The organism is Sporosarcina obsidiansis (genome assembly GCF_009651005.1).
Taxonomy (GTDB): domain Bacteria; phylum Bacillota; class Bacilli; order Bacillales_A; family Planococcaceae; genus Sporosarcina; species Sporosarcina obsidiansis.
Genome location: NZ_WHVW01000023.1, coordinates 1 through 22,914 on the forward strand (window position 1 = coordinate 1; position 22,914 = coordinate 22,914).

The window sequence follows — 22,914 nt, forward strand, 5'->3', positions numbered from 1 at the left end:
CATTTTTCATGTATAAACAAAAATACCCTATAAGAGGGACTTTTTCAAAGTGTCCATCTTATAGGGTACAGTTTAATGTGACAGGAGGTTGTTTTTATTCGACATCTGAAACTTTTTTGATCTTGATTTCAGGAGAAGAGTTAGCGGCTTGTGCGCTTCTTTCTTTTTTTAAATCAAAGTACACATCCAGTGCTTCTCTTACAATCTCGCTTGCAGTTGCAGAAGGATAACGCTTTGTATTAGTTGAGATATACGGAATCATTACAGCGTATGCTACTTCAGGATTATCAGCAGGCGCAAAGCCGACATGAGATAAATTAATCGTTGGAATCACAGGCCGCGATTTATTGCCTGTATAATAAAAGGATTGTGCAGTCCCTGTTTTTCCTGCCCCGTCATATGAAGCACCTTTTAATAATCCTGACGCTGTTCCATTAGATCCGTAATACGTATAATGCATGCCTTTTTTTACTTGATCAATTTCCCGTTGTGTATTATTAATATGATTTAAAACCTGAACTGGACTTTCTTCAATCAATTCACCCAGCACTTCTCCATCCGGCGAAGGCTCACGTACTTCTTTTAAGATTTTTGGAGCGATCCGATTTCCATCCGCTGCTATTGTAGCGACATACTGCGCCATTTGAAGAGGTGTGTAGGTATCAAACTGACCAATTGCAAAGTCCATCAGTTTACCTGTTATCGTTTCGGTACCTGTAACTCCTGTATATTCGCCTGGCAAATCAATTCCTGTTTTCACACCTAAACCAAAGGAAGCAAAATTTTGTCGAAAAATATCAAAGGCTCCTTTGTCGATCGGTAACGCCTGTCCTGGCCGATAAGTCGCGCCGCCTAACGCAAAAGAGATTCGGAACATATAGACGTTAGAAGAACGCCCAATGGCTTGAATATCATTCAGTGCTACACGACCATTCTGATTGAATAGGGATCGCTTCACCGTCCGCCCGATACGGATCGGTTCGTCTATTTTGACATCCCCAACCCGTATAGCACCTTCACTGTATCCGGTCAGCATGGTAGCTAATTTTACAGTGGAGCCTGCTTCATAAGCGGAAGTAAATGTGCCAAACGTATAGTCTTGGATCGCCCATTTTCCTGTCGATTCATCTCTCACAACTTTCTTACCTACCAAGGATAAGATTTCTCCATTATTTGGATCCAACATGACAAGAAAAGCAGATTCCAATGCACCTGCGCTCGGGTTTCTCTTTAACTTTAATAATTTATTGGAGACGACTTCTTCAAGAGCTTTTTGCAATTCACTATCCGTCGTTAACACCAGATCTTTACCAGGCTCCCCTTCTTTCACCGTCTTTGTTTCGATTACCTTACCCGTCCGGTCTTTAATATTCTTTACAATAGTCTTTTGTCCTTTTAATAAATCTTCATAATAGGCTTCCAAATAACTTCTGCCGACCCGGTCATTACGAGAATAATCTCTTGCGAGGAAGTAATCTAGATGAGAACGTGGAATCCCTTCTACTGGACTCGTAGTAGAACCTAGGATAGCACTATCAGATTTCTTGACGCGATCCCAATCAGTCGTCGTGTTCACCCCAGGCAAATCATTTAGCCGTTCTGAAACAACTGCAAATTCTTTATCGGTGACTCCATCACTTTTAATAATTTGTGGTGAATAGGCGTAACCTGCCATCATTTCTCGATAAATGGCAAGAACCTCTAATTCTTCATCCGTAAAGGAGTTAATTTCTTCATCCGTGATACGATCTCTCGTTAATTGGTTGATTTCCCTTTGTATATCTTTTTTTGATTTCTTTTCGTCTTTACTAAGTTTCAGCTGTTCTTTTTTCGATACTTTTTCTGCTGCTTCTTCGGGATGCAGCAAAATCCAAAAATCTCGCTTATCTCCTAGTGTTACTCGCTTTGTATCTTGCTCGATCAACCCAGATAACGTCTTCGCAAGTTTCAGCATCTCCGTAGACGTAGTAGAGGATGTTTTTGTATATGTAATGGCATTTTTCGGTTCATTATCCACAAGCACTTGGCCATTTCGATCATAAATTCGTCCTCTTGGCGTGCTCGTATTGACAGCTATTTCTTCCGTACGTTCAAGCATGCTTGTATAGTCCTCGCCTTTAACGATTTGCAAATATCCTAACCGGAATATGAGCAAAGAAAAAAGGACGAAGATTGCTACAAAGAGAAAGTTCATTCGAAACGCAATATGTTTTCGCTGTCGGGCTTTCGCCTGATCCGCTTTTTTTGACGTCTTTTTCAACTGGAGTCTCCTTTCAATAAATTTATATGTATATCTAAGTATATCATGAACCCATAAAAGAACACACATCTTGACGAATCAGATGTGTGTCAGGTTTCAATTACTTATTGTTTTGGTAACGCTTTTCAACTTCATCCCAATTTACTACATTCCAGAATGCTGAAATGTAATCAGGACGACGGTTTTGGTAGTTTAGGTAGTAAGCATGCTCCCATACATCTAAGCCAAGTAATGGCGTTTTACCTTCCATGTAAGGAGAATCCTGATTTGGTGTTGAAGTAACTTCAATTTCACCGTTGTTCAGAACGAGCCAAGCCCAACCTGAACCGAAACGTGTAGTTGCTGCTTTCGCAAACTCTTCTTTGAATGCATCAAAGCTACCAAACTTCTTGTCGATTGCTTCTGCAATTTCACCTGATGGATTGCCTCCACCGTTTGGAGAAAGGATTTGCCAGAAGAATGAGTGGTTTGAATGACCGCCACCATTGTTACGGACTGCTGTACGCTTGTCCTCTGGAACTTTGTCCAAGTTCGCAACTAATTCATCAACCGGCATGCTTAGTAGATCATCGTGACCTTCTAGCGCATTGTTCACGTTTGTTACATACGTGTTGTGGTGTTTTGTGTGATGGATGTTCATCGTCTCTTTGTCGATGTGTGGCTCCAATGCATCATAAGCGTATGGTAGTTCTGGTAATTTGTAAGCCATTTCCATTCCTCCTCTAATTATTTCTGTTTTGCCCTACCTATTCACATTATCAAAATCAAAGGAATCATTCAATGAAAACGGACTCTTATCGAAGGAAATATAGAAAAATACCAATCATGATTCCCATAATTAACCCTTTTGATACCACAGATGTTAAAAATCCGACAAGAGACCCAATTCCTGTTTTAACTGCTTGTTGAACTCCAGAACGAGTAATAAGTAATTCCGCCAGTATAGCACCAAGAAATGGACCAACTATAATGCCGGCGACAGGAATGACGAATGGTCCGATCAGCAAACCAATTGTACTGCCCCACATGCCCGCCTTACTGCCTCCGAACCTTTTAACACCGACCCAATTGGCAATCGTATCTGCACCGAACAACAAGATGACGAACAGTCCTTCTATTACCCAAAACAACCATGTCAGCTCTTCGAATGAAACGATAAAGCCGTATAATAAAAATCCCGCAGCAATAAAGAGTACAGAAGGAATAATCGGATATACCAGTCCGATAAACGCAACGGCAAACATGAAAATGGTGACACCCCAGCCTAACCAAACCATATCCGTCATTCCTCCTTCATTATGCGTGCTTGCCTAAGATCGCTTCCGCAATATTTACCGCATGATCACCGATACGTTCTAGATTCGAAACGATGTCTACGAACACCATACCCGCCTGTGCACTACAATGTCCTTCATTCAATCGAATAATATGATTTTTACGGAAACGGCGTTCCATATTATCAATTAATTCTTCTTTTTCGGCAACTGTACGTGCCAATCCCGTATCGTTTTTATCCAATGATTCAATGGCTTTTTGCACTGTTTCAATCGTTAGCGTGAACATTTCTGTCAAATCATCCATCGCATCATCCGTGAGTTTTAATTTATTCGTTTCACGTAAATCAATTAACTCAATGATATTTTCGAAATGATCACCGATACGTTCGATATCCCGTACACTATCCATCAACATGACATGTCGTCCAGATTCTGCTGGCGAAACGGTAGCCGCTGAAATTTCTACTAGGTAGTCAGTAATCTTCCGATCTAGATTGTTAATGGCATCTTCAATTTGATACGCCATTTCCGCATGTTTTTTCTGTCCCGTTTTTAAATACTCGAAAGATTGTTCTAAACCTTGCACACTGAAATCACCCATACGGATAATTTCTTCCTTTGCCTGTCCAATGGCAACTGCTGGAGATTGTGTGATGAAGTGTCGGTCGAGGTGCTTCGGTTTATATTCGATCGTCACATCTTCTCCCGGAATCATACGAGTCACAAGATAAGCCCAGGCACCTATAAATGGAAATTGCAGAATTGTGTTCGCTATGTTAAATGAACCGTGGGCAAAAGCAATCTGCATTTTACTCTCTAAATTTAATAGGCCTGATACCCATTCCACATAGGCGGTAAATGGAATAAGCAATAACATGAAGATGATCGTTCCGACAATATTAAACAATACATGGGTAGCAGCTGCACGTCTAGCCGCAACGGACGCACCGATGGAAGCAAGGACTGCTGTGATTGTCGTCCCGATATTATCACCGAAAAGAATAGGCAAAGCCGCTTTCAACGTCACAAGATCTTCTGCGTAAAGACCTTGCAAGATTCCAACTGTTGCACTGGAACTCTGTACAATCAATGTGAAGATCGTTCCGGCTACGACACCCAGCAATGAATGTTCACTCATCACCAGTGTAAAATCCGAAAATGATTCGAGAGAACTTAGAGGCTTCATACCATCACTCATCAGTTCTAAACCTAAAAACAATCCCCCAAAGCCAAAAATAACTTCACCTAGATTTTTGATTTTAGCCTTATTAATAAAGAAAATGAGAAATGCTCCAACTGCCATAATAGGAAGTGCGTATGCGCCAACATCTAATCCGATAATAAACGCAGTTACTGTCGTACCAATATTGGCACCCATAATAACACCTATCGCTTGGCGAAGTGTCATAAATCCCGCACTTACCAGCCCAACTGTTATAACAGTAGTACCCGAGCTGGATTGAATCAATACCGTTACAATAATACCGACAAGAACGCCCATGAATGGGTTGGTTGTAAAACGGTCTAAAATTGCACGAAGTTTATCCCCGGCAGCTTTTTGCAATCCATCCCCCATATACTTAATTGCAAATAGAAAAATACCTAAACCCCCAAGAAATTGGAACACCACTTCTTGCCAGTTAACTTCCATTTAATTGTCAACCTCCATCAAACGATTATGTATGGTCTTGCTTCATCTCTTCACCCTAAACAACATCTTGTTCATGTGAAGTTTCACCTTATTATGTTAGGAGTAAACGCTAATTGTAAAGTACTGAATTATAATATTTACATCACCTTAACAAAGCGGTAACAATTTGTCATCAGAATGTCGAAATTTCGCGTAACATGTATGTTTTAAATAAATGGTAGACTAGGATACAAAGGGAGGCTTATTCAGTGAAATTCCATCAACTCTTCAAAGCATCTTTACACGAACCGAAAAAACTGGCCGCTTTTCGGTTGTTGCCGATCGGCAAAGTCATTCAATACATATTTGTTTTTGTATTTCTTTACACTGCTGTATCTTTCTTCCGTTTTTTGTTAGGCGATCATTCTATTTTTGAAACCACACCGGAACTAGCACTAATAGGAGAAACAATTGGTTTCTTGATTTATCCGATTGCGTTCGTCTTACAACTCGTCATTATTACGTCATATTTATTTATTCGGATCAGTTTTTTTGCTATTATAGGAGTATTGCTAGTAAAACTGTTGCATCGTCGTGGAGAATTCCGATTTATGTGGCGCACAGCAGCGATCGCATCCACACTGCCTATAATTTTGACGATGGTGTTTGAATTCTTGCCTGAACAGCAGTCTTACAGCCTTTGGGTTGCTTCGCTTGTCCATTTGCTATATGTTTGGCGAGCTGCTACGTATTATCCAAAAAAGCCTCGATGAATATCTTTCTCCCTGCATGCATAGTGTGATGGCAGGAGGGATCGGCTATGAGAATACTTCTACTTGCGCTCACTATATTTTGTATCATTCATTTCGTACGTGTTGATTTAACGGATGGGACAATCCCTCTTGCAGCCTTTTTTGAAGATGATTCGTCTTGTTTAGAGGAAACTGTCAATCATTCAATTGTCGTTCGGGCAGTTGAAGGTGATACAATAGAATCGTTATTTGCGTTATACCCAGATCCAGCTCATAATTTTCTAGAGAGGCTAGAGAAATTTTATGACTTGAATCCTCATCTAGAACGACAAAAGTTTTTCTCTGGAGAACAAATTAAACTGCCACTTGGCGAACAGCCAGAGACGATCTGCCAGGATTAACACAACCGGTAAGTCTATATTACATTGATTACGGTATTTATTTATGTATTTTAAGGAGAGAAAAGCAATGACTGAAATGATTCATCGTGCGAACACCCGTCCCGTAAAAGTCGGTAACTTGACCATCGGGGGAAGCAATGAACTATTTATTCAAAGCATGACAACTACGAAAACTCACGATGTAGAAGCGACTGTCGCTGAAATCAAGCGTTTAGAAGAAGCAGGATGCCAAATTGTACGTGTTGCATGCCCAGATGAACGTGCAGCTTATTCAATTGGTGAAATAAAAAAACAAATCAATATTCCATTAGTAGTGGACATTCATTTTGATTATAAATTAGCGCTAATTGCCATTGAACAAGGTGCAGATAAAATTCGTATTAATCCAGGTAATATCGGACGCCAGTCTAAAGTAGAGGCAGTCGTTAACGCAGCCAAAGCGAAAGGAATTCCAATCCGTATTGGTGTGAACGCAGGATCGCTTGAAAAGAAAATATTAGAGAAATATGGTTATCCGACAGCAGAAGGTATGGTTGAGAGTGCCTTACATCACATTAAAATCCTTGAAGATCTCGATTTCCACGACATTATCGTGTCACTTAAAGCATCTGATGTAAACTTGGCGATCGAAGCCTATAAGTTAGCAGCAACGGCATTTGACTATCCATTACACTTAGGAATCACAGAATCCGGTACGTTATTTGCAGGATCCATTAAGAGTGCGGCCGGACTCGGTACTTTATTATCTGCGGGGATTGGAAATACAATGCGTGTATCGTTAAGTGCTGACCCAGTCCAAGAAATTAAAGTAGCGAGAGAGCTACTTAAAGTATTTGGTTTGTCTTCTAATGCTGCGACGCTAATTTCATGCCCGACATGTGGTCGTATAGAAATCGATTTAATTTCAATTGCCAATGAAGTCGAAGAGTATATTTCAACAATTAAGGCGCCCCTTAAAGTAGCTGTTTTAGGTTGTGCAGTAAATGGCCCAGGTGAAGCGAGAGAAGCGGATATCGGCATTGCCGGTGCGCGTGGTGAAGGCTTGCTCTTCATGCACGGTAAAACCGTCCGTAAAGTGCCGGAAGAAATAATGGTCGATGAGTTGAAAAAAGAAATCGATAAGTTAGCAGAAGAATATTTTGAAAAGAAACGACAAGAAGAGGCACTTGTTCAAGGTGGCGTATCTGAATGAAAGATATCCGTTTCGGCATCGATATTGACGGAACCGTAACCTGCCCTACTTCCCTGCTTCCTCATATCAATAAGCGCTTCGGCGTGAATTTGAAACTACAAGATATTAAAGAATACGATCTAACCAAAGCATTTGATGTAGATCCTTTGCAATTTAGCCAATGGTATAAAGAAACGGAAGAACTTATTTACCAAACATCTCCTGCGCAACAATTTGCGAAAGAAGTATTAACAAATTGGCAAGAGAACTATGAGCTTTTCTACATTTCCGCACGAGGTCAAAACGTATTGGAGTGTACTACCAATTGGTTCCATGAGCAGCAGATTCCTTTTGACCACGTGGAACTGATCGGGACTCACCACAAAATCGAGACCGCGAAACGCTTTGCGGTCGATGCCTTTTTTGAAGACAAGCACGACAATGCAGTAGGAATTCATGAAGAGTTGGATATTCCGGTGTTCTTGTTTGATACACCTTACAATCAGGATCCGATTCCTAAAGGTGTTATCCGAGTTACTAATTGGAAGGAAGCAGATCAATACGTCAGACGTCTATTTCACTCATCTGAATCTATAGCATCTCATTAAAAAAAGATGTGCTCGCATTGTAATGGGTTTGATACACGGGGAGAAAACGTTAAAAAGCATAGCATATGGGGACACAATTCACACTTGAATTGGTGTCCCTATTTCTGTTGTCATATTAAGGTTTAAGGCGGTTATCGATAGAACATAGCAATACAATTGGTAAACGAATTAACAACAGCACATAGATTTATGTGCCCTTGCTAATTGCGGTGCTAATACGCTTGTTAATTGAAAGTTGGAATAGTTTCTTTGTAAAAAAATCTAAATAGTTAAAGATTTCGAAGGGAACGAAGTAATTTTTTGCTAAAATAGAGTATAAGTTGGTGGCTAATTCAACAAACAATCCAAATTGATTATTTGGAGGAGAACAAAATGATAAACTTTAGTTTATATGTGGTCACTCCTATCTTAGCTTTTATTGGTGGGTTTCTCTTTTATGTCCTGACATTGAAATTTGTTTGGGATGAATCAATAGCTGGTGACATGAGAGCAGTTTTATTTTGGGGCGGTATAGCGTTTTTCGCGATTGCAGTTCCTATTTACTTTGGAGTTATCTATTTTATTGATCGGCGTTTCGTAAGATTTAAAGTTTTGCTCTATCCGATTGTTTGTATGCTTATATTTTTCATACCGACATTAGTAATAGCAATGATGTTTGGCAGTTTAAATCCATTTTCTCCTGAAGCGATGTTGTTTAACTCATTCTTCATAGGCTCAGGTCTCATTTTTGGACTGTCTTTTTGGATTATCAAAAGATATAAAGCTCGATCTGTTCTTTAATTAACGGGTGCGATTGTTTAGTAAGACATATTCAAATTACAACAATAAAATAAGACAAGTAAAAACGCACATTATTGTGCGTTTTTTAATGCCTTTTATACTCTGCAATTCGGGGTGCGTTTTTGTGTTTTCTCCCCATCAATCGAACCCATCACACTCATTGAGCACATCTTTTTTGTCGCTATACATTCTACTAATCTGAATCTACTCTTCAATACACATTGGACACCTTCCATAAATTTCAAATTTATGGCCTTTTATTTCATAATCAGATAAATTTACTGTGACACTATCCATTGGACAACTCGGTATTGATTTTGTTTTCCCGCAAGTTGTACAGATAAAATGGTGATGATGACCATCTGATGAGCATTGCATACGGAAAAGACGTTCACCGTTTAATTCCGTTTCCTCCAATATACCTAACTTAGAAAAAACCGCTAAATTGCGATAAATGGTATCAAAACTGATGCCAGGATTGTCCTGCTCTACCGCATTTCGAACATCCATCGCCGTAACATAACGATCCACTTGATCAAAAAAACGCAACAGGATCTCACGGTTTTTCGTTCGTTTATAATCATGTTTCAAAAGAATTACCCATGCATCTTCCATTGTCATACCAAAACGCCCCCTTTCCCTATCATCATGCTCGGATCTTCTTTCCAAAGAGCACGAGCAGCAATATCATCACTGAAGTTACCACAATTGTTCCTCCAGGTGCTATATCTAAATAATAAGCTGAAATGAGTCCAATGATCACCGCTACTTCACCGAAAATCACAGAATAGACGAGTGCTCCTTTATAACTTTTCGCCACTTGAATGGCTGCCGCTACGGGAAGCGTCATTAAAGATGAGACCAGTAAGATTCCAACAATTCGCATAGAAGCACCGATAACGAGCGCTGTAATCACCATAAATGAGGCTTGAATCACTCGTTCATTAATACCCGAAACTTTCGCATACTCTGGATCAAAAGCCAGTGAAAATAACTCTTTATAAAGAAAGTATAAAAATATTATTACGATGACAGCTATGAGTATAACAATATATAAATCCTGACGACTAACAGCAGAAACAGAACCGAATAGATAGCCGACGAGATCCGTTCCGAAACCTTTTGCTAACGATATAAATATTGCACCAAAGCCAATTCCTGCGGATAGAATAATAGGAATAGCCAGTTCTTCAAAGCTACGATACACTCTGCGTAACCGCTCAATTAGTAATGAACCAATAACAGCCGCACCCATCCCTAAGTAGACCGGATTTAATGTTGCAAATAATACTACTTGCTGACTCAAATAGAGACTACCTGCGATTCCTGCTAAGGCAACATGACTTAATGCATCAGAAATCATTGCCATACGTCGAACCACGATAAACAGGCCAAGCATTGGTGCAATCATTCCGATGATCAATCCTGACCACACAGCGTTTTGCAAAAATTCATAGGTGAAAATCGCTTCAATCATTTGATAAGCTCCGTTTCTTTTTGATGAACCCGACGAATAGGATGACCATACCAGCCAGATAACTCTGCTTCACTCATTTTTTCATAATCGGCATGGACTCCATGAAAATGAATGGTGCGATTCAAACAAGCTACATGAGTTGCCAGCTGTGTCACAAGATCAATTTCATGCGTCACCAATAAAATCGCGATGCCATAGTCACGATTCAACTCGCTAAGCATAGAATAAAAAGATTCAACATTTTGCCGATCAATCCCGACTGTCGGCTCATCCATAATAAGCAGTTCAGGTTTACCCACTAAAGCCCTGGCAATAAAAACACGCTGCTGTTGACCTCCAGAGAGATTTCCAATACTCTCTCCATGGTAGTCAGACATTTTTACGACATGCAATGCATCCAGCGCTCGCTGTTCGTCTTCTTTAGTAAAGCGAGTAAAAAGACCTTTTTTACTCGTCAACCCACTTTTTACTACTTCAAGGACTGTCGCAGGAAACTTTGTTGTAAACGCATTAGATTTTTGTGAAACATATCCAATCCTTTGTTGTTCTTTAAATGAATCAATTGGGCCGCCAAATAACTGAATCGCCCCTTCTGTTGGCTTCAACAAACCTAATATAATTTTGAGCAACGTAGATTTTCCGGAACCATTCGGGCCAATCAACGCCCAAAACTCTCCCTGCTTCACTTCTAAACTAACATCAGAAAGCGCCACGGAATGATGGTATTTATAATGAATATTTTCTAGTTTGATAATGGAATTTGTCATATACATATCCCTTTCTTTAACTCGTAATCATTACGATTACTTTATGAATTATATAGGAATATGTGAAGGGATACAACTAATTGAAAGGAATTGATGAAAATGGATTTGCTTCAGCTTATTCAGGAGATCAAACAGTTATCGGACGCAGAGGCAAAACAATATGCTGCCAGTTATGATGTGCATCTATCCGTACAAGAAATTCAGAAATTACGCCCTTTATTAGATGAAGTATCATTGCATTGGCTATTTACTGGCATTCCTACTTCATTTATTGAAAAGATTTCTCATATTATTGGATATGAAAAAACCATGCTTTATTTAGAAGAATATAAACTGCAATAGGAAAAGGCGTTGCGTGATTAGCAACGCCTTTTCCATACCACTAATTTTTCAGTTCTTCTAACAAAGAAGGCGTGAACTGTTTGTTTTTCAGCATGTCAATTTCAATAGCATATGGTGCTTTTTTGTTTGCTTTGTCTATACCAACGAAAGGTGTTTCGAGTATTTTAGGAACGCCTTGGAACTTTGGATGATGAACAATATAGGCGAGCGGCTCAAAGCCAATATGGCCGAAACCGATATTTTCATGTCGGTCTTTTCCAGCACCGCGTTCGTTTTTGCTATCGTTCACATGAATGACCGAAATCCGCTCAAGTCCAACGATGCGATCGAATTCATCCAATACCCCTTCAAAGTCATTGACAATATCGTACCCTGCGTCGTGTACGTGACACGTATCGAAGCAGACGGATAGTCGTTCATTATGTGTAACACCATCTATTATTTGAGCAAGTTCATCAAAACTTCTGCCACATTCTGTTCCTTTGCCAGCCATCGTTTCCAATGCAATCCGGACATCAGCCTTCTCGGAAAGCACTTCATTTAGGCCTTCAATAATCTTGGCGATACCTTGATCCGTCCCTGCTCCTACGTGGGCACCTGGATGAAGAACGATTTGATTGGCCATTAATGCTTGAGTTCGCTGGATTTCCTGCTGTAGAAAATCCACACCTAGGCGAAACGTTTCAGGTTTCGTTGTATTGGCGATATTGATGATATAGGGTGCATGAACCACAATATTAGACTGCCCGTTAGCTTTCATATGAGCCGTTCCGGTCTCTATATTCAATTCTTCAATCGGTTTTCGTCTTGTATTTTGCGGTGCTCCCGTGTAGATCATGAATGTGCTTGCTCCGTATCCAAGTGCTTCTTCACTGGATCCCAGCAACATTTTTTTGCCGCTCATTGATACGTGGGAGCCTAAAAGAATGTTAGTAGGTGTCATTATTTTTTCTTCATTCTCCTTTGTCTCTTTTTGAACTTCTCTTGTTCTGCAGCCATTTTTTTCTTATACCCTGGCTTCACTTTATCAGGCTTACGAATTATAGAGACAGCTTTCTTATCAATTTCATCTATTTCTCTCACACGTTTCTTACGGGCTTGCCGCTCCTTGACTTCAATCCATTCCCCATTTTTTACGTCTTCATGGACAAACGGAATGCCAAGTTTTTCAATCCGATTGATCTGATCTTCATCTGACGGAGCATATAATGTAATCGCCATGCCGCCAAGACCCGCTCTAGCTGTTCGACCCACGCGATGAATGAAAAACTCTAGGTCTTCCGGTAATTCAAAATTAATGACATGACTAACACCTGGAATATCAATACCTCTAGCAGCTAGATCCGTTGCGACAATATATTGATATTCCAAATCTCGTACTTGTTTCATCATCCGCGTCCGTTCGCGAGGCGTCAAATCACCATGAATACGGCCCGGTTTATAACCATGCGATGCTAAATAGTCAGCAAGTTCATCTGCATTTTGTTTAGTATTCGTGAAAATGATAGCTAGATATGGCTGGATAGCATCCATTACATGAAGCAATTTCTTTTTTTTGTCCATACTTCTAACCGGAACTAAAGAATAATGCATATTCTCTGTCAGCGGCTTTTTATCGTCCATCTGTACATGAATAGGTGAGTTCATATATTTAGCTAAAAATGGTTTCAACTTCTCTGGAATGGTTGCTGAGAATACATACATGCTAAGCTTCTCTGGCATCCGTGAAGCGAATTGATCAATATCCTCAATGAATCCCATATCAAAAGCTAAATCTGCCTCATCAATCACGAGAGAAGTCGCTGTATGGATAGGTAGCGCACCCGTTTCTGCCATGTCACGTATACGTCCTGGTGTCCCAACGATAATATGAGGAGTAATTCGCAGGCGGTCTGCAGATCTTTTTTTATCTGTCCCTCCGATTAAAATGGCAGTTTTAATGTCAGTATCTTCAATCAGCTTTTTTAATTCTGTATGAAGCTGTGTAGCTAATTCACGGGTTGGTGCTGTAATCACCGTTTGAAGTTCATCTTTATCCGTATCAATTTTCTCGACAAGTGGAATAAGAAAACTATGTGATTTTCCCGTACCTGTATGTGCTTGTCCAATAGCACTTGTATTCTTTAAGATGAGTGGAATCATCTCTTTCTGTATGGGTGTTGGTTCTTCAAAACCTAATTTTTGAATAGCTTCCCTCAAAAACGGTTTAAATTGATAATCTGTAAATTTCGACATATCGTTCCTCCTCTAGCGTATTTCTTATTGTAACATGATTCGGTGCCATCAGTTGTTTTTTTCGCATAGGATATGAAGAGAAGTACCTAAAACTTTTCAGGAAGGAGTTCGTGATGAGATATCAATCATTTTATCCGTTTAGTAATAACCAGCCACCCATGAGACCCGGTCCCCCTCCGTCACCAATGCCAGGTGGTGGAATTCCTGGAGGTGGGATGCGACAGCCTTTCGCTCAAGGCATGATGCCGTCAAATCAAGGATTGCAACAGGCAGGCGGAAGCGGGCAACAAGCAGGCAGTGGAAATCTCCCTTCAAGAGCAGATCAATACATGCAGACTGCAAATCGTTTTCTAAATACGGCACAACAATTCGCGCCACTCGTGCAACAATTCGCTCCGATGGTCCAAAACTTACCTGCAATGTGGAAATTATATAAAGGGTTCCAATCCATGCCCAATGCGCCTGTCACACAAAATCCAATTCGCCCAGGAAGCTCACCCGCATCTCAAGGGGCGCCCACATCGGCCGCTACACCAGTTAACCAACCATCCACACCACGTATTTTCCAACCTCCCTTCTGAACTCTTTGAATCACCCATCAATCTCCGCTATAATGAAAGAGAAGTTATTTGAGGAGTGGAGTGGAAAAAATGAAAGTGATCAAGATTTCACCAAGAGGTTATTGTTATGGTGTGGTTGATGCGATGGTCATTGCTAGAAATGCAGCACTTGATCCATCCCTGCCGAGACCCATTTATATATTAGGCATGATCGTCCACAATAAACATGTTACAGATGCATTTGAGGAAGATGGAATTATTACGCTGGATGGTGAAAACCGTCTAGATATTTTACGTAAAGTCGATAAGGGAACAGTGATCTATACGGCACACGGAGTTTCTCCAGAAGTTCGGAAGCTTGCGAAAGAGAAGGGCCTAGTCGCGATTGATGCCACATGTCCCGATGTCTCTGTCACGCATCATTTGATTGAGGAAAAAGTCGCTGAAGGATATGACATCCTCTACATCGGCAAAAAGAATCATCCTGAGCCTGAAGGGGCAATTGGTGTAGCGCCTGAATCTGTTCATTTGATTGAAAGACTGGAAGATATCGATAAATTGGATATTACAAACGAACGTCTGCTAGTAACCAATCAAACGACGATGAGTCAATGGGATGTAGCCCATCTAATGGAAGAGTTACAACGCAAGTTCCCGCATATTGAAGTGCACCAGGAAATTTGTCTGGCTACACAAGTAAGACAGGAAGCAGTTGCTGAGCAAGCTGGAGAAGCGGATCTACTCATCGTTGTGGGCGATCCGAAAAGTAATAACTCCAACCGTCTAACGCAAGTTTCAGTGGAAATCGCTAATACACCTTCCTATCGCATTTCAGACGTCTCTGAGATTGATCCAGCATGGTTGATGGATATCGAAACTGTTGCTGTCACTGCAGGTGCTTCTACACCAACTGTGATTGTTAGAGAAGTTATCAGTTACTTAAACGATTTCGATGCCGCAGACCCTGCTACACATCCTCCAGTACGGCAATTTAAACTGGAGAAAATCTTACCCAAGATTAAGAATCCAAGTCCAGTTATCCGGATCGAACCATAAGCATCCTATACGAATAAACCGACAAGAGAATGGATTTCCTCTTGTCGGTTTTTTCTATTGTCACTTATCCACGCCAATAATTATAGAAACTGAAAAGGTTCTGTTATGATTTTAGATTCCATAAACTCTATGTCAAATTTCTTTTCTTTACAAAGCTTGGCTAGTTTGTCTGCGACTCCTTGGATCATGATTTTTTCAATATTATGTCCAGGATCCACTACAGCTAGTCCCATCGCTTGCGCATCGTGTGCGATATGGTAGTATAAATCGCCTGTCACTAGAACGTCTGCACCTTTGCGTTTAGCCGCTGTAATGTATTTATTGCCATCGCCTCCGAGTACTGCTACTTTACGTATTATGGAAGTAGCATCTCCAACAAAACGTAAGGCGGGTACTTGGAATACAGTTTTGACATGCTCTGCGAATTGCTTCAATGTCATACTCTCGTTTACATATCCAATTCTTCCAATACCTTGCACGTTCGTTTTTTGTTCCATCTTGAATAAATCGAAAGCCGGCTCTTCATACGGATGTGCGGCAAATAATGTTTTGATGACTTTCGCCTGAAGATTTTCCGGAAAAACGACTTCAATTCTTTCCTCATCGACTAAGGTAGGAACCCCTACTTCTCCGATCGTTGGGTTTGCTCCGTCAACCGGCGTAAAACGTCCCACCCCTTGTGAACTGAAACTGCATCCTACATAATCTCCAATCGCACCTGCACCGGCTGCCGCTAATTCATAGCGCAATTGATCTGCATCAGCTTCTGGACAAAAGACAGCCAATTTCACTAAATGCTCTGAATGTGTCACTTCAATCGGTTCTGTCTCTGTAAGATCGAGACGTGCCGCTAACATATCATTGACACCACCTTGTGCAATATCTAGATTTGTATGTGCGGCATAGACAGTGATATCGTTTTTAATGCACTTCTCAATCATCTTACCTTGCGGTGTGTCGGTTGATATTGTTTTAAGTGGACGAAATAATGGAGGGTGATGCGCGATAATAAGATTGGCACCTTGCTCAATCGCCTCGTCAATCACTAGTTCATTCACATCTAACGTGATGAGCACTTTGTTTACTTGGCGATTCAATTGACCAATATGCAAACCGACTGGATCTCCCTCAAAGGCCAGTCTCTTTGGTGACCACGTTTCTAAAACTTCAATGATTTGATGTCCATTTACTTTTTTCATGTAGCTAACACCTTCCTGACTATTTCATAATTATTCAGAATGGAAGATTTTTTCTGTCGAATCTCTTCTGTTTGTTCTGCTTTGTCAAGTGCTGCTACTACGCGCCTCCACTCTCTCATTTCTCTTTCCCATTTCTCCCGAAAAACAGCTGTGCACTTTTCTCGTAAGATGGGCCCGACTAGGAGGTCTGTTGGTGAATAATTCGCCGTTCCTCTCTCCAACACAAGAATTTCATATATTTTCCCGTCTTCTTGCATAATCTCTTCATCTACTAGCTGAAAATCATTTTCTACTGCCCACTGTCTAATCGCAATCGCATGCAAATTCGGCTGTGTAATAATACGTTTCACACTGGCAAGACGATCTTTCCCTTCATTCAAAATGGTAGTAATTAATGTTCCGCCCATCCCTGCAATCGTAATCGTTTCTACTCCGTCAGTTTCTTCAATTGCAAACAATCCATTCGCTAACCGGACTTGTATGCGATCAGAAAAACCATTCGCTTGGACATTGCGCTTTGCTGATTCAAACGGCCCTTTTACTACTTCCCCTGCTATTGCTCGTTGAATGACTCCCTTATTCACCAAATAACATGGTAAATACGCATGATCGCTACCGATATCCGCCAGTATCGTGTCTTTAGGAACAAACCCTGCCACTGCAGCAAGGCGTTCCGATAAGTGATTGGTGTTCATATATTCCCGCCTTTCATTCCATTCTATTGTATATTCGGCAACTTCTACATGCAATGTAAAAGAGCTATTAAACCAGGACATACCTTGGTTTAATAGCTCTTTTAATAAGTAAGCAATCATTTTAGTGATAAAATGTAGTCAACCATTTCATCTATGTTCTCGTCTGGAACAAGTCCAGCAGGCATTGCAGTTCCTGGAACTCCGTCTTTGATTGCAGCATGTAATGCATCAGCATCTAATGATGTGCCAGCTAGTGCAGGCCCCATTCCACCGGATAAGTTATCTCCGTGACAACTTACACACTTTTGCTGTGCGACAGCTTCCGCATCAAATTCGCCGGTATTTGCATTTTCTTCTGTAGTAGTGCCTTCTTCTTCGTTAGCACCAGCAATTTCTTCTTTTTGATCTAAACCATAAAGTGACATGAAGAAAATCAGTCCAATTCCGAGCGCGAAAATCAAAAGAAAAGGTACAACAGGATTTTTATTCATTGGATTACCCTCCTTCACCAGAATCTATTCTGTAAAAGATACAGTACACAATTAACATTGTACTGTATCTATGGGAAAACTGAAAGTGTTATTGAACGACTTTTCACCTTTTGTGACAGAATGGACATATTTAATTTAATTCAATAGAATTCTCTTAATTTAACAACCGATTTGTCTCGCAATCACCATACGCTGTACTTCTGAAGTCCCTTCCCCTATCTCTAGGAGCTTGGCATCACGTAAATAACGCTCTACTTCATATTCACGCATATAGCCGTAACCCCCGTGTATTTGAATGGCTTCATTGGCAATCTCCATCGCAATTTCAGAAGCGTACAATTTACACATAGACGCCTCTTTCGTAAACTTCCTACCTTGATCTTTCAACCACGCTGCTTTATAGACCATATTCCGTGCTAGTTCGATCTTCATCGCCATATCCGCCAACTTAAACTGGGTAATCTGGAATGAAGATAGTGTCTTTCCAAATTGCTTGCGTTCTTTTGAATAACGCAATGCTCTGTCATAAGCTGCCTGTGCGATTCCTACTGCCATGGCTCCAATTCCGATACGCCCCCCATCGAGGGTTACTAAAAACTGTTGGAATCCTTTTCCTCTTTTACCGAGTAAGTTCTCTTCGGGCACGACGACTTGATCTAACCATAATTCTGTCGTATTGGACGCATGAAGTCCCATCTTTTCATATTTATCGATAACCGTGAAGCCTTCTGAATTAGTGGGCACGATAATAGCACTTATCTCTTTCTGGCCTTCCTGGCGCCCTGTCACCGCTGTAATGGCTAAATGCTTTGCATAGCTGGCATTCGTAATATAAACTTTTGAACCGTTAATGGTGAAATGGCTGCCGTCTGATACGGCAAACGTTTCGGTACCGCCCGCATCTGATCCAGCATTCGGCTCGGTCAGTCCAAACGCACCGAGAGATTGGCCCGTACAAATTGGCGTCAGATACATTTGTTTTTGTTGTTCCGTACCAAATAAATATAACGGTGCACCGCCTAATGAAATATGGGCTGAGTACGTAATTCCAGTAGATGCACAAGCTCGGCTCAATTCTTCTGTTACAATGGCAAAACTAATCGTGTCAGCTCCTGACCCACCGTATTTTTCAGGGAAAGGCAAACCCATCATTCCCATTTCAGATAGTTCTTTGAAAATTTCAACAGGAAATCGCCCCGTTCTGTCACGTTCCACTGCACCTGGCGCAACCTCTTCATTCGCAAAATCTCTCATTAGCTTCTTCACCATTTGCTGTTCTTGAGTTAAATCAAAATTCATTTTGATCATCCTCTCTATGAAAGCCTTTACATTTTATTATATAGAGTCTGGATGAAGTTTGACAATGGTTACTTTTACTGACCTATCTCTCAAAAGAAAAAGTATCCATGGCGGCTAATTTATCAATGCTCATTCCACATGAAAGAAGCAACTTAAATTAGCACGCTACGAATACTTGAATATTTTATACGCTAAAACGATAAAATTAAGAAACCTACAATAATTAGCAAACCTAGAGAGCCCGAAATTGTGAAATAAAGCAATTTCAGCAGCCTCCCTGTAAATAGCCATAGACTACAATTCAGTACAAGCAAACCAATTAATAAAGTAGTTTCATCGTTAAAAAATGCTGTCCAAATTTTCAAAGACATCATTAGGATTAAAAAGGCCATTGATATGTATAGGAAAGGAGCAAATCCTTTCTTTATGAATGTCTTCCCTGATGCAAGCACAAGCAACAACAGCGCTAGTACAGAAGCAGACAGTAACGTTGCTGTCGGATATTCTGTTAGCATGAACATCGCAACAGAGGCAATACCAGCTAGAAGCAGACTAATCAACAGAATCATCATTTGTTTCGCACGGTACTGTCTACGTTCTTTTTGAAGAGTGGATGGTACTTTTGAAGATACTTCATCCAGTTCTTCACCTTGCGTATACAACGTGATCAAAAAATCACAATAATGTTCAGGAAGGAGTTTATTCTTTTTCCAATACTGGATTTCCGAAATAATGATTTTTTTCTTTTCCGTTGTCATCCTTTCTCCTCCCATAATAACTATCGTTGAAATAACTCATTTCACATGAGAAGATTGAGCAAAAAAAGCATCGGCTAATTTGAAGCCGATGCATCTATTACTCTAAAAAGTCTTTTAAACGTTTGCTGCGAGAAGGATGGCGCAATTTTCTAAGCGCTTTTGCTTCAATTTGGCGAATTCGTTCACGTGTAACTCCAAAGACTTTCCCCACTTCTTCAAGAGTCCGTGTCCGTCCATCATCCAGACCAAAACGAAGGCGCAATACATTTTCTTCACGATCCGTTAATGTATCGAGTACATCTTCGAGTTGTTCCTTCAAAAGTTCATATGCCGCATGATCTGAAGGCGATTGCGCTTCAGAATCCTCGATAAAATCACCCAAATGAGAGTCGTCTTCTTCCCCGATCGGTGTTTCTAACGAGACTGGTTCTTGTGCAATTTTTAAAATCTCACGTACTTTTTCTGGAGATAAATCCATTTCTTCGCCAATTTCTTCTGGAGATGGCTCTCGTCCTAAATCTTGTAGAAGTTGACGTTGCACACGAATTAATTTATTGATGGTTTCCACCATATGCACAGGAATACGAATCGTACGGGCTTGGTCAGCAATTGCTCGAGTAATGGCTTGGCGTATCCACCAAGTTGCATACGTACTGAATTTAAAGCCTTTTGTATGGTCGAACTTCTCGACAGCTTTAATCAGCCCCATATTTCCTTCCTGTATCAAGTCGAGGAATAACATCCCACGGCCGACATAGCGTTTGGCAATACTAACAACCAACCGAAGATTGGCTTCTGCTAATTTCTTTTTCGCATTTTCTCCTCGAATAATAGCTGCATCAATTTTAGGGGTCATTTCATTTGTTTCTTCAAGCTCTTGCTCCGCTTCAATACCTTCTTGAATTCGGATAGCCAAATCCACTTCTTCGTTGCCTGTTAATAAGTCCACACGTCCGATTTCTTTCAAATACATTCGGACGGGATCGTTAATACGAACTCCCGGCGGTACACTCAAGTCATTTAAGTCAAATTGTTCCTCCGCATCACTTTTGGGGTCAGCTTCTTCTTTTCTATCCATTTCAATTCCCTGCGTTTCTATTTGATCAAGAAACTCTTCAAACTGTTCAGGTTCCATCTCAAAAGATGCTAGCTTTTCTGTAACATCCTCTAACGTTAGTTCACCTGTTTTTTTACCCGCCTCTATAATATTTGCTTTTGCTTCTTCAAGAGTCATTTCTGCTTCTCCCGTATGTTCTTCTTTTGTCATAGTGACTATACCTCCTTACAGAACCTTTAACGATCTCACAAGCTGGAATACTTCTAAGCCCAACTCCGCTGCTTTTGCTTGGTCGTTCCTTTTTTCTGCTTCTTTTACTTCGTGTTGCTTTTGGTCAATCAAACGTTTTAATTGACTTTTTTTCAAATGACGGATGCAATCTTCCACTTCTTGCTCTGTATTTTCCTGTGAACGCTCTGTTAAAATGGCTTCCATTACAATCTTCTTCAATTGCCGATCGTCTAGCAGTTCAGCAAATCGTTGATAGTTGGGTAAGTCATACTGTTCATAAAACGCTGCCAACTTAAAAAATATGTTGATGACGTCTTCTCTGACAAATAAATTTTGTAGTTCTAAGCGTTTTTCTTCAAACAAGTCTGCGTCCATCAATAAATGAGCAAGCAGCAATTGTTCCGCCCGATCCGTTTCTGTTCTGTTCACTGTTGCGCTTGTGATACTTACCGATCGGCTTTCATCCACTAGACCTATATCCTGTGTTTGTTTAGCCTTTCGTGCGATCGACTTTGTAAACTCCTGTCCGAGTGATTCTTTCGAAGCATGTGTTTCACTATGGAGTTGTTGAATCAATAAATCTTTCTCAATAGGAGAACAACGGTGAGCGAGTTCATTAAAAACTTCGTGAACGTACTGCTTGATATCATGGTCGTTTGATAAGTTTTTGTCTCTTCTATAGTAGGCAGCTACAAAAGAAATATACGATAGGGGTTGATCGATGATTTTCTCCGTAAATGCTTTAACTCCCTGTTGCGTGATAAAATCGTCCGGATCCATTCGATCAGGCAGAGTAGCTACAAGCACGTCCATTCCACTATCAATTAAGCTGTCGGCAAATCGTTTGGCAGCCCCCCAACCAGCAGAATCCCCGTCACAGCAAATAACTACTTTCTTTGCCATTCGCTTCAATTTCACAATATGATGTGACGATAAAGCGGTTCCCATCACAGCAACCGTATTACCAATGCCACCACGATCTGCGGCAATCGTATCCATGAATCCTTCGAATAGTATTACTTTACCCGTTTTCCGAACATTAAGACGTGCACGATGAAAATTAAACAAAACTTTACTTTTTTCAAAGATAGGAGTTTCAGGACTATTGATATATTTAGCGTCTGTAGAAGAATCCTCTAGTCTTCTCCCAGAGAAGGCTATAGTTGCCCCATTATCATCTTGAATCGGAAACATAATCCTTCCTCTAAAACGGTCGAAATACCCTGAACCATCCTCTTTTTGAAAACACAGTCCTGCGGTTTCCATTTCTTTCAGATCAAAGCCTTGCCTTTTCAATAAGGTAGAAAGGGCATCTGACTGAACAGGAGACCATCCTATTTCATATTGTTCGATTTGATCACGCGTAAATCCTCTTTTTTCTAGGTATTCTAATGCTTTTTCGCCTTCTATGGTGTTTAAGAGCAGATGGCTATAAAAATTGGCAGCAAGTGTATATGCTTTAAGCATTTGCTGGTTGTAAGAGCTTTTCATAGCTTGCGTATCGTTTTGCGAAGCCTCCAACTCAATACCCATCCTGCTTCCAAGTTTCAATATGGAATCCATGAATGAACGATTTTCTATGTCCATCATGAACGTAATGGCATTCCCGCTTGCTCCGCAGCCAAAGCAATGAAATAACTGCTTGTCTTCGGAAACAGAGAAAGAGGGACTGTTTTCTTCATGGAACGGACAAAGACCAAACCAGTTTTTCCCTCTTCTAGCTAACTGAACATATTCACTGATCAAATCGACAATGTCTGTTCCTGACCGGATTTCTTCAATCGTGTCGTCAGATATTCTTGTCATTCTATCACCATTTCTACTCTATATACATAAATTCGTGGACTTTCTAAAAAACCCTCTTTTCT

Annotated in this window: 24 protein-coding genes; 8 read left to right on the forward strand and 16 right to left on the reverse strand. The window is 40.5% G+C overall.

The annotated features are described in order from the left end of the window. Window positions 1-94: 94 nt before the first annotated feature. From GD002_RS15025 to GD002_RS15040, 4 genes are all read right to left on the reverse strand, one after another. Entirely contained in the window at window positions 95-2,260 is a 2,166-nt protein-coding gene (locus tag GD002_RS15025; protein ID WP_153733183.1) for a peptidoglycan D,D-transpeptidase FtsI family protein, read from the reverse strand. 100 nt (window positions 2,261-2,360) lie between these two features. After that, window positions 2,361-2,969 carry a superoxide dismutase gene (locus GD002_RS15030; protein ID WP_153733184.1) on the reverse strand — a complete coding sequence of 203 codons (609 nt, stop codon included), beginning with the start codon at window positions 2,967-2,969 and terminating at the stop codon, window positions 2,361-2,363. An 85-nt stretch (window positions 2,970-3,054) separates the two neighbouring features. Next, the gene (locus GD002_RS15035) at window positions 3,055-3,537 is read right to left on the reverse strand and encodes a DUF456 domain-containing protein (RefSeq protein ID WP_153733185.1); all 483 of its coding nucleotides are present in this window, start codon (window positions 3,535-3,537) and stop codon (window positions 3,055-3,057) included. A gap of 19 nt (window positions 3,538-3,556) precedes the next feature. Next, window positions 3,557-5,188 (reverse strand): Na/Pi cotransporter family protein, encoded by a 1,632-nt coding sequence (locus GD002_RS15040; protein WP_153733186.1) that lies wholly within the window; start codon window positions 5,186-5,188, stop codon window positions 3,557-3,559. 248 nt (window positions 5,189-5,436) lie between these two features. Here GD002_RS15040 and GD002_RS15045 point away from each other — a divergent pair, with 248 nt between their 5' ends. From GD002_RS15045 to GD002_RS15065, 5 genes are all read left to right on the forward strand, one after another. After that, window positions 5,437-5,940, forward strand: a complete 504-nt coding sequence (locus GD002_RS15045) for a DUF1189 family protein (RefSeq protein ID WP_194841632.1) — start codon at window positions 5,437-5,439, stop codon at window positions 5,938-5,940. A 47-nt stretch (window positions 5,941-5,987) separates the two neighbouring features. Beyond that, a complete protein-coding gene (locus GD002_RS15050) occupies window positions 5,988-6,320 on the forward strand; it encodes a hypothetical protein (protein WP_153733188.1) in 333 nt (110 codons plus the stop codon). 67 nt (window positions 6,321-6,387) lie between these two features. After that, window positions 6,388-7,512, forward strand: coding sequence for a flavodoxin-dependent (E)-4-hydroxy-3-methylbut-2-enyl-diphosphate synthase (gene ispG / locus GD002_RS15055; RefSeq protein ID WP_255425166.1), 1,125 nt, complete (start codon window positions 6,388-6,390; stop codon window positions 7,510-7,512). Next, the gene (locus GD002_RS15060) at window positions 7,509-8,099 is read left to right on the forward strand and encodes a 5' nucleotidase, NT5C type (protein ID WP_153733189.1); all 591 of its coding nucleotides are present in this window, start codon (window positions 7,509-7,511) and stop codon (window positions 8,097-8,099) included. Before ispG ends, GD002_RS15060 begins: the two co-directional genes overlap by 4 nt. Window positions 8,100-8,471: 372 nt before the next feature. Beyond that, a complete protein-coding gene (locus GD002_RS15065; RefSeq protein ID WP_153733190.1) occupies window positions 8,472-8,879 on the forward strand; it encodes a hypothetical protein in 408 nt (135 codons plus the stop codon). 204 nt (window positions 8,880-9,083) lie between these two features. Here the strand turns inward: GD002_RS15065 and GD002_RS15070 are convergent, their stop codons facing one another. The 3 genes from GD002_RS15070 to GD002_RS15080 are packed head-to-tail and all read right to left on the reverse strand — an operon-like array spanning window position 9,084 to window position 11,123. Then, window positions 9,084-9,500, reverse strand: a complete 417-nt coding sequence (locus tag GD002_RS15070) for a Fur family transcriptional regulator (protein ID WP_153733191.1) — start codon at window positions 9,498-9,500, stop codon at window positions 9,084-9,086. Window positions 9,501-9,525: 25 nt separating this feature from the next. Further along, window positions 9,526-10,356, reverse strand: coding sequence for a metal ABC transporter permease (locus GD002_RS15075; protein WP_153733192.1), 831 nt, complete (start codon window positions 10,354-10,356; stop codon window positions 9,526-9,528). Then, window positions 10,353-11,123: a metal ABC transporter ATP-binding protein gene (locus tag GD002_RS15080; protein ID WP_153733193.1), complete on the reverse strand. Its 771-nt coding sequence runs from the start codon at window positions 11,121-11,123 to the stop codon at window positions 10,353-10,355. Before GD002_RS15080 ends, GD002_RS15075 begins: the two co-directional genes overlap by 4 nt. Before the next feature lie 99 nt (window positions 11,124-11,222). Here GD002_RS15080 and GD002_RS15085 point away from each other — a divergent pair, with 99 nt between their 5' ends. Further along, entirely contained in the window at window positions 11,223-11,465 is a 243-nt protein-coding gene (locus GD002_RS15085) for a hypothetical protein (protein ID WP_153733194.1), read from the forward strand. Between the two features lie 40 nt (window positions 11,466-11,505). Here the strand turns inward: GD002_RS15085 and GD002_RS15090 are convergent, their stop codons facing one another. Together GD002_RS15090 and GD002_RS15095 are read right to left on the reverse strand one after the other, a co-directional pair. Next, window positions 11,506-12,393, reverse strand: a complete 888-nt coding sequence (locus GD002_RS15090; RefSeq protein WP_153733233.1) for a deoxyribonuclease IV — start codon at window positions 12,391-12,393, stop codon at window positions 11,506-11,508. 14 nt (window positions 12,394-12,407) lie between these two features. Beyond that, entirely contained in the window at window positions 12,408-13,700 is a 1,293-nt protein-coding gene (locus tag GD002_RS15095) for a DEAD/DEAH box helicase (protein WP_153733195.1), read from the reverse strand. A gap of 113 nt (window positions 13,701-13,813) precedes the next feature. Here GD002_RS15095 and vrrA point away from each other — a divergent pair, with 113 nt between their 5' ends. Together vrrA and GD002_RS15105 are read left to right on the forward strand one after the other, a co-directional pair. Beyond that, the gene (gene vrrA / locus GD002_RS15100; RefSeq protein WP_153733196.1) at window positions 13,814-14,281 is read left to right on the forward strand and encodes a VrrA/YqfQ family protein; all 468 of its coding nucleotides are present in this window, start codon (window positions 13,814-13,816) and stop codon (window positions 14,279-14,281) included. A 69-nt stretch (window positions 14,282-14,350) separates the two neighbouring features. Further along, a complete protein-coding gene (locus GD002_RS15105; RefSeq protein WP_153733197.1) occupies window positions 14,351-15,316 on the forward strand; it encodes a 4-hydroxy-3-methylbut-2-enyl diphosphate reductase in 966 nt (321 codons plus the stop codon). An 80-nt stretch (window positions 15,317-15,396) separates the two neighbouring features. On the opposite strand, the gene GD002_RS15110 is transcribed toward GD002_RS15105, so the two are convergent. The 7 genes from GD002_RS15110 to dnaG all read right to left on the reverse strand — a co-directional run bounded on the left by GD002_RS15110 (window position 15,397) and on the right by dnaG (window position 22,852). Next, window positions 15,397-16,515 carry a Nif3-like dinuclear metal center hexameric protein gene (locus GD002_RS15110; protein ID WP_153733198.1) on the reverse strand — a complete coding sequence of 373 codons (1,119 nt, stop codon included), beginning with the start codon at window positions 16,513-16,515 and terminating at the stop codon, window positions 15,397-15,399. Further along, entirely contained in the window at window positions 16,512-17,210 is a 699-nt protein-coding gene (locus GD002_RS15115; RefSeq protein WP_153733199.1) for a tRNA (adenine(22)-N(1))-methyltransferase, read from the reverse strand. The genes GD002_RS15110 and GD002_RS15115 overlap by 4 nt, the downstream gene beginning before the upstream one ends. A gap of 116 nt (window positions 17,211-17,326) precedes the next feature. Next, window positions 17,327-17,701: a cytochrome c550 gene (gene cccA / locus GD002_RS15120; protein ID WP_194841633.1), complete on the reverse strand. Its 375-nt coding sequence runs from the start codon at window positions 17,699-17,701 to the stop codon at window positions 17,327-17,329. 159 nt (window positions 17,702-17,860) lie between these two features. Beyond that, window positions 17,861-19,000 (reverse strand): acyl-CoA dehydrogenase family protein, encoded by a 1,140-nt coding sequence (locus tag GD002_RS15125; RefSeq protein ID WP_153733201.1) that lies wholly within the window; start codon window positions 18,998-19,000, stop codon window positions 17,861-17,863. A gap of 191 nt (window positions 19,001-19,191) precedes the next feature. Beyond that, window positions 19,192-19,758 carry a hypothetical protein gene (locus GD002_RS15130; protein ID WP_153733202.1) on the reverse strand — a complete coding sequence of 189 codons (567 nt, stop codon included), beginning with the start codon at window positions 19,756-19,758 and terminating at the stop codon, window positions 19,192-19,194. A 97-nt stretch (window positions 19,759-19,855) separates the two neighbouring features. Continuing rightward, on the reverse strand, window positions 19,856-21,025 hold the full coding sequence (gene rpoD / locus GD002_RS15135) for an RNA polymerase sigma factor RpoD (protein WP_153733203.1): 1,170 nt from the start codon (window positions 21,023-21,025) through the stop codon (window positions 19,856-19,858). A gap of 15 nt (window positions 21,026-21,040) precedes the next feature. Then, on the reverse strand, window positions 21,041-22,852 hold the full coding sequence (gene dnaG / locus GD002_RS15140; RefSeq protein WP_153733204.1) for a DNA primase: 1,812 nt from the start codon (window positions 22,850-22,852) through the stop codon (window positions 21,041-21,043). Window positions 22,853-22,914: the final 62 nt, after the last annotated feature.

Coding starts and splice junctions, on each gene's coding strand:
- GD002_RS15030 (WP_153733184.1), bottom strand. CDS start 2,969: ATGGCTTACAAATTACCAGAACTACCATACGCTTATGATGCATTGGAG.
- GD002_RS15035 (WP_153733185.1), bottom strand. CDS start 3,537: ATGGTTTGGTTAGGCTGGGGTGTCACCATTTTCATGTTTGCCGTTGCG.
- GD002_RS15040 (WP_153733186.1), bottom strand. CDS start 5,188: ATGGAAGTTAACTGGCAAGAAGTGGTGTTCCAATTTCTTGGGGGTTTA.
- GD002_RS15050 (WP_153733188.1), top strand. CDS start 5,988: ATGAGAATACTTCTACTTGCGCTCACTATATTTTGTATCATTCATTTC.
- ispG (WP_255425166.1), top strand. CDS start 6,388: ATGACTGAAATGATTCATCGTGCGAACACCCGTCCCGTAAAAGTCGGT.
- GD002_RS15060 (WP_153733189.1), top strand. CDS start 7,509: ATGAAAGATATCCGTTTCGGCATCGATATTGACGGAACCGTAACCTGC.
- GD002_RS15065 (WP_153733190.1), top strand. CDS start 8,472: ATGATAAACTTTAGTTTATATGTGGTCACTCCTATCTTAGCTTTTATT.
- GD002_RS15070 (WP_153733191.1), bottom strand. CDS start 9,500: ATGACAATGGAAGATGCATGGGTAATTCTTTTGAAACATGATTATAAA.
- GD002_RS15075 (WP_153733192.1), bottom strand. CDS start 10,356: ATGATTGAAGCGATTTTCACCTATGAATTTTTGCAAAACGCTGTGTGG.
- GD002_RS15080 (WP_153733193.1), bottom strand. CDS start 11,123: ATGACAAATTCCATTATCAAACTAGAAAATATTCATTATAAATACCAT.
- GD002_RS15085 (WP_153733194.1), top strand. CDS start 11,223: ATGGATTTGCTTCAGCTTATTCAGGAGATCAAACAGTTATCGGACGCA.
- GD002_RS15095 (WP_153733195.1), bottom strand. CDS start 13,700: ATGTCGAAATTTACAGATTATCAATTTAAACCGTTTTTGAGGGAAGCT.
- vrrA (WP_153733196.1), top strand. CDS start 13,814: ATGAGATATCAATCATTTTATCCGTTTAGTAATAACCAGCCACCCATG.
- GD002_RS15105 (WP_153733197.1), top strand. CDS start 14,351: ATGAAAGTGATCAAGATTTCACCAAGAGGTTATTGTTATGGTGTGGTT.
- GD002_RS15110 (WP_153733198.1), bottom strand. CDS start 16,515: ATGAAAAAAGTAAATGGACATCAAATCATTGAAGTTTTAGAAACGTGG.
- GD002_RS15115 (WP_153733199.1), bottom strand. CDS start 17,210: ATGAACACCAATCACTTATCGGAACGCCTTGCTGCAGTGGCAGGGTTT.
- cccA (WP_194841633.1), bottom strand. CDS start 17,701: ATGAATAAAAATCCTGTTGTACCTTTTCTTTTGATTTTCGCGCTCGGA.
- GD002_RS15125 (WP_153733201.1), bottom strand. CDS start 19,000: ATGAATTTTGATTTAACTCAAGAACAGCAAATGGTGAAGAAGCTAATG.
- GD002_RS15130 (WP_153733202.1), bottom strand. CDS start 19,758: ATGACAACGGAAAAGAAAAAAATCATTATTTCGGAAATCCAGTATTGG.
- rpoD (WP_153733203.1), bottom strand. CDS start 21,025: ATGACAAAAGAAGAACATACGGGAGAAGCAGAAATGACTCTTGAAGAA.
- dnaG (WP_153733204.1), bottom strand. CDS start 22,852: ATGACAAGAATATCTGACGACACGATTGAAGAAATCCGGTCAGGAACA.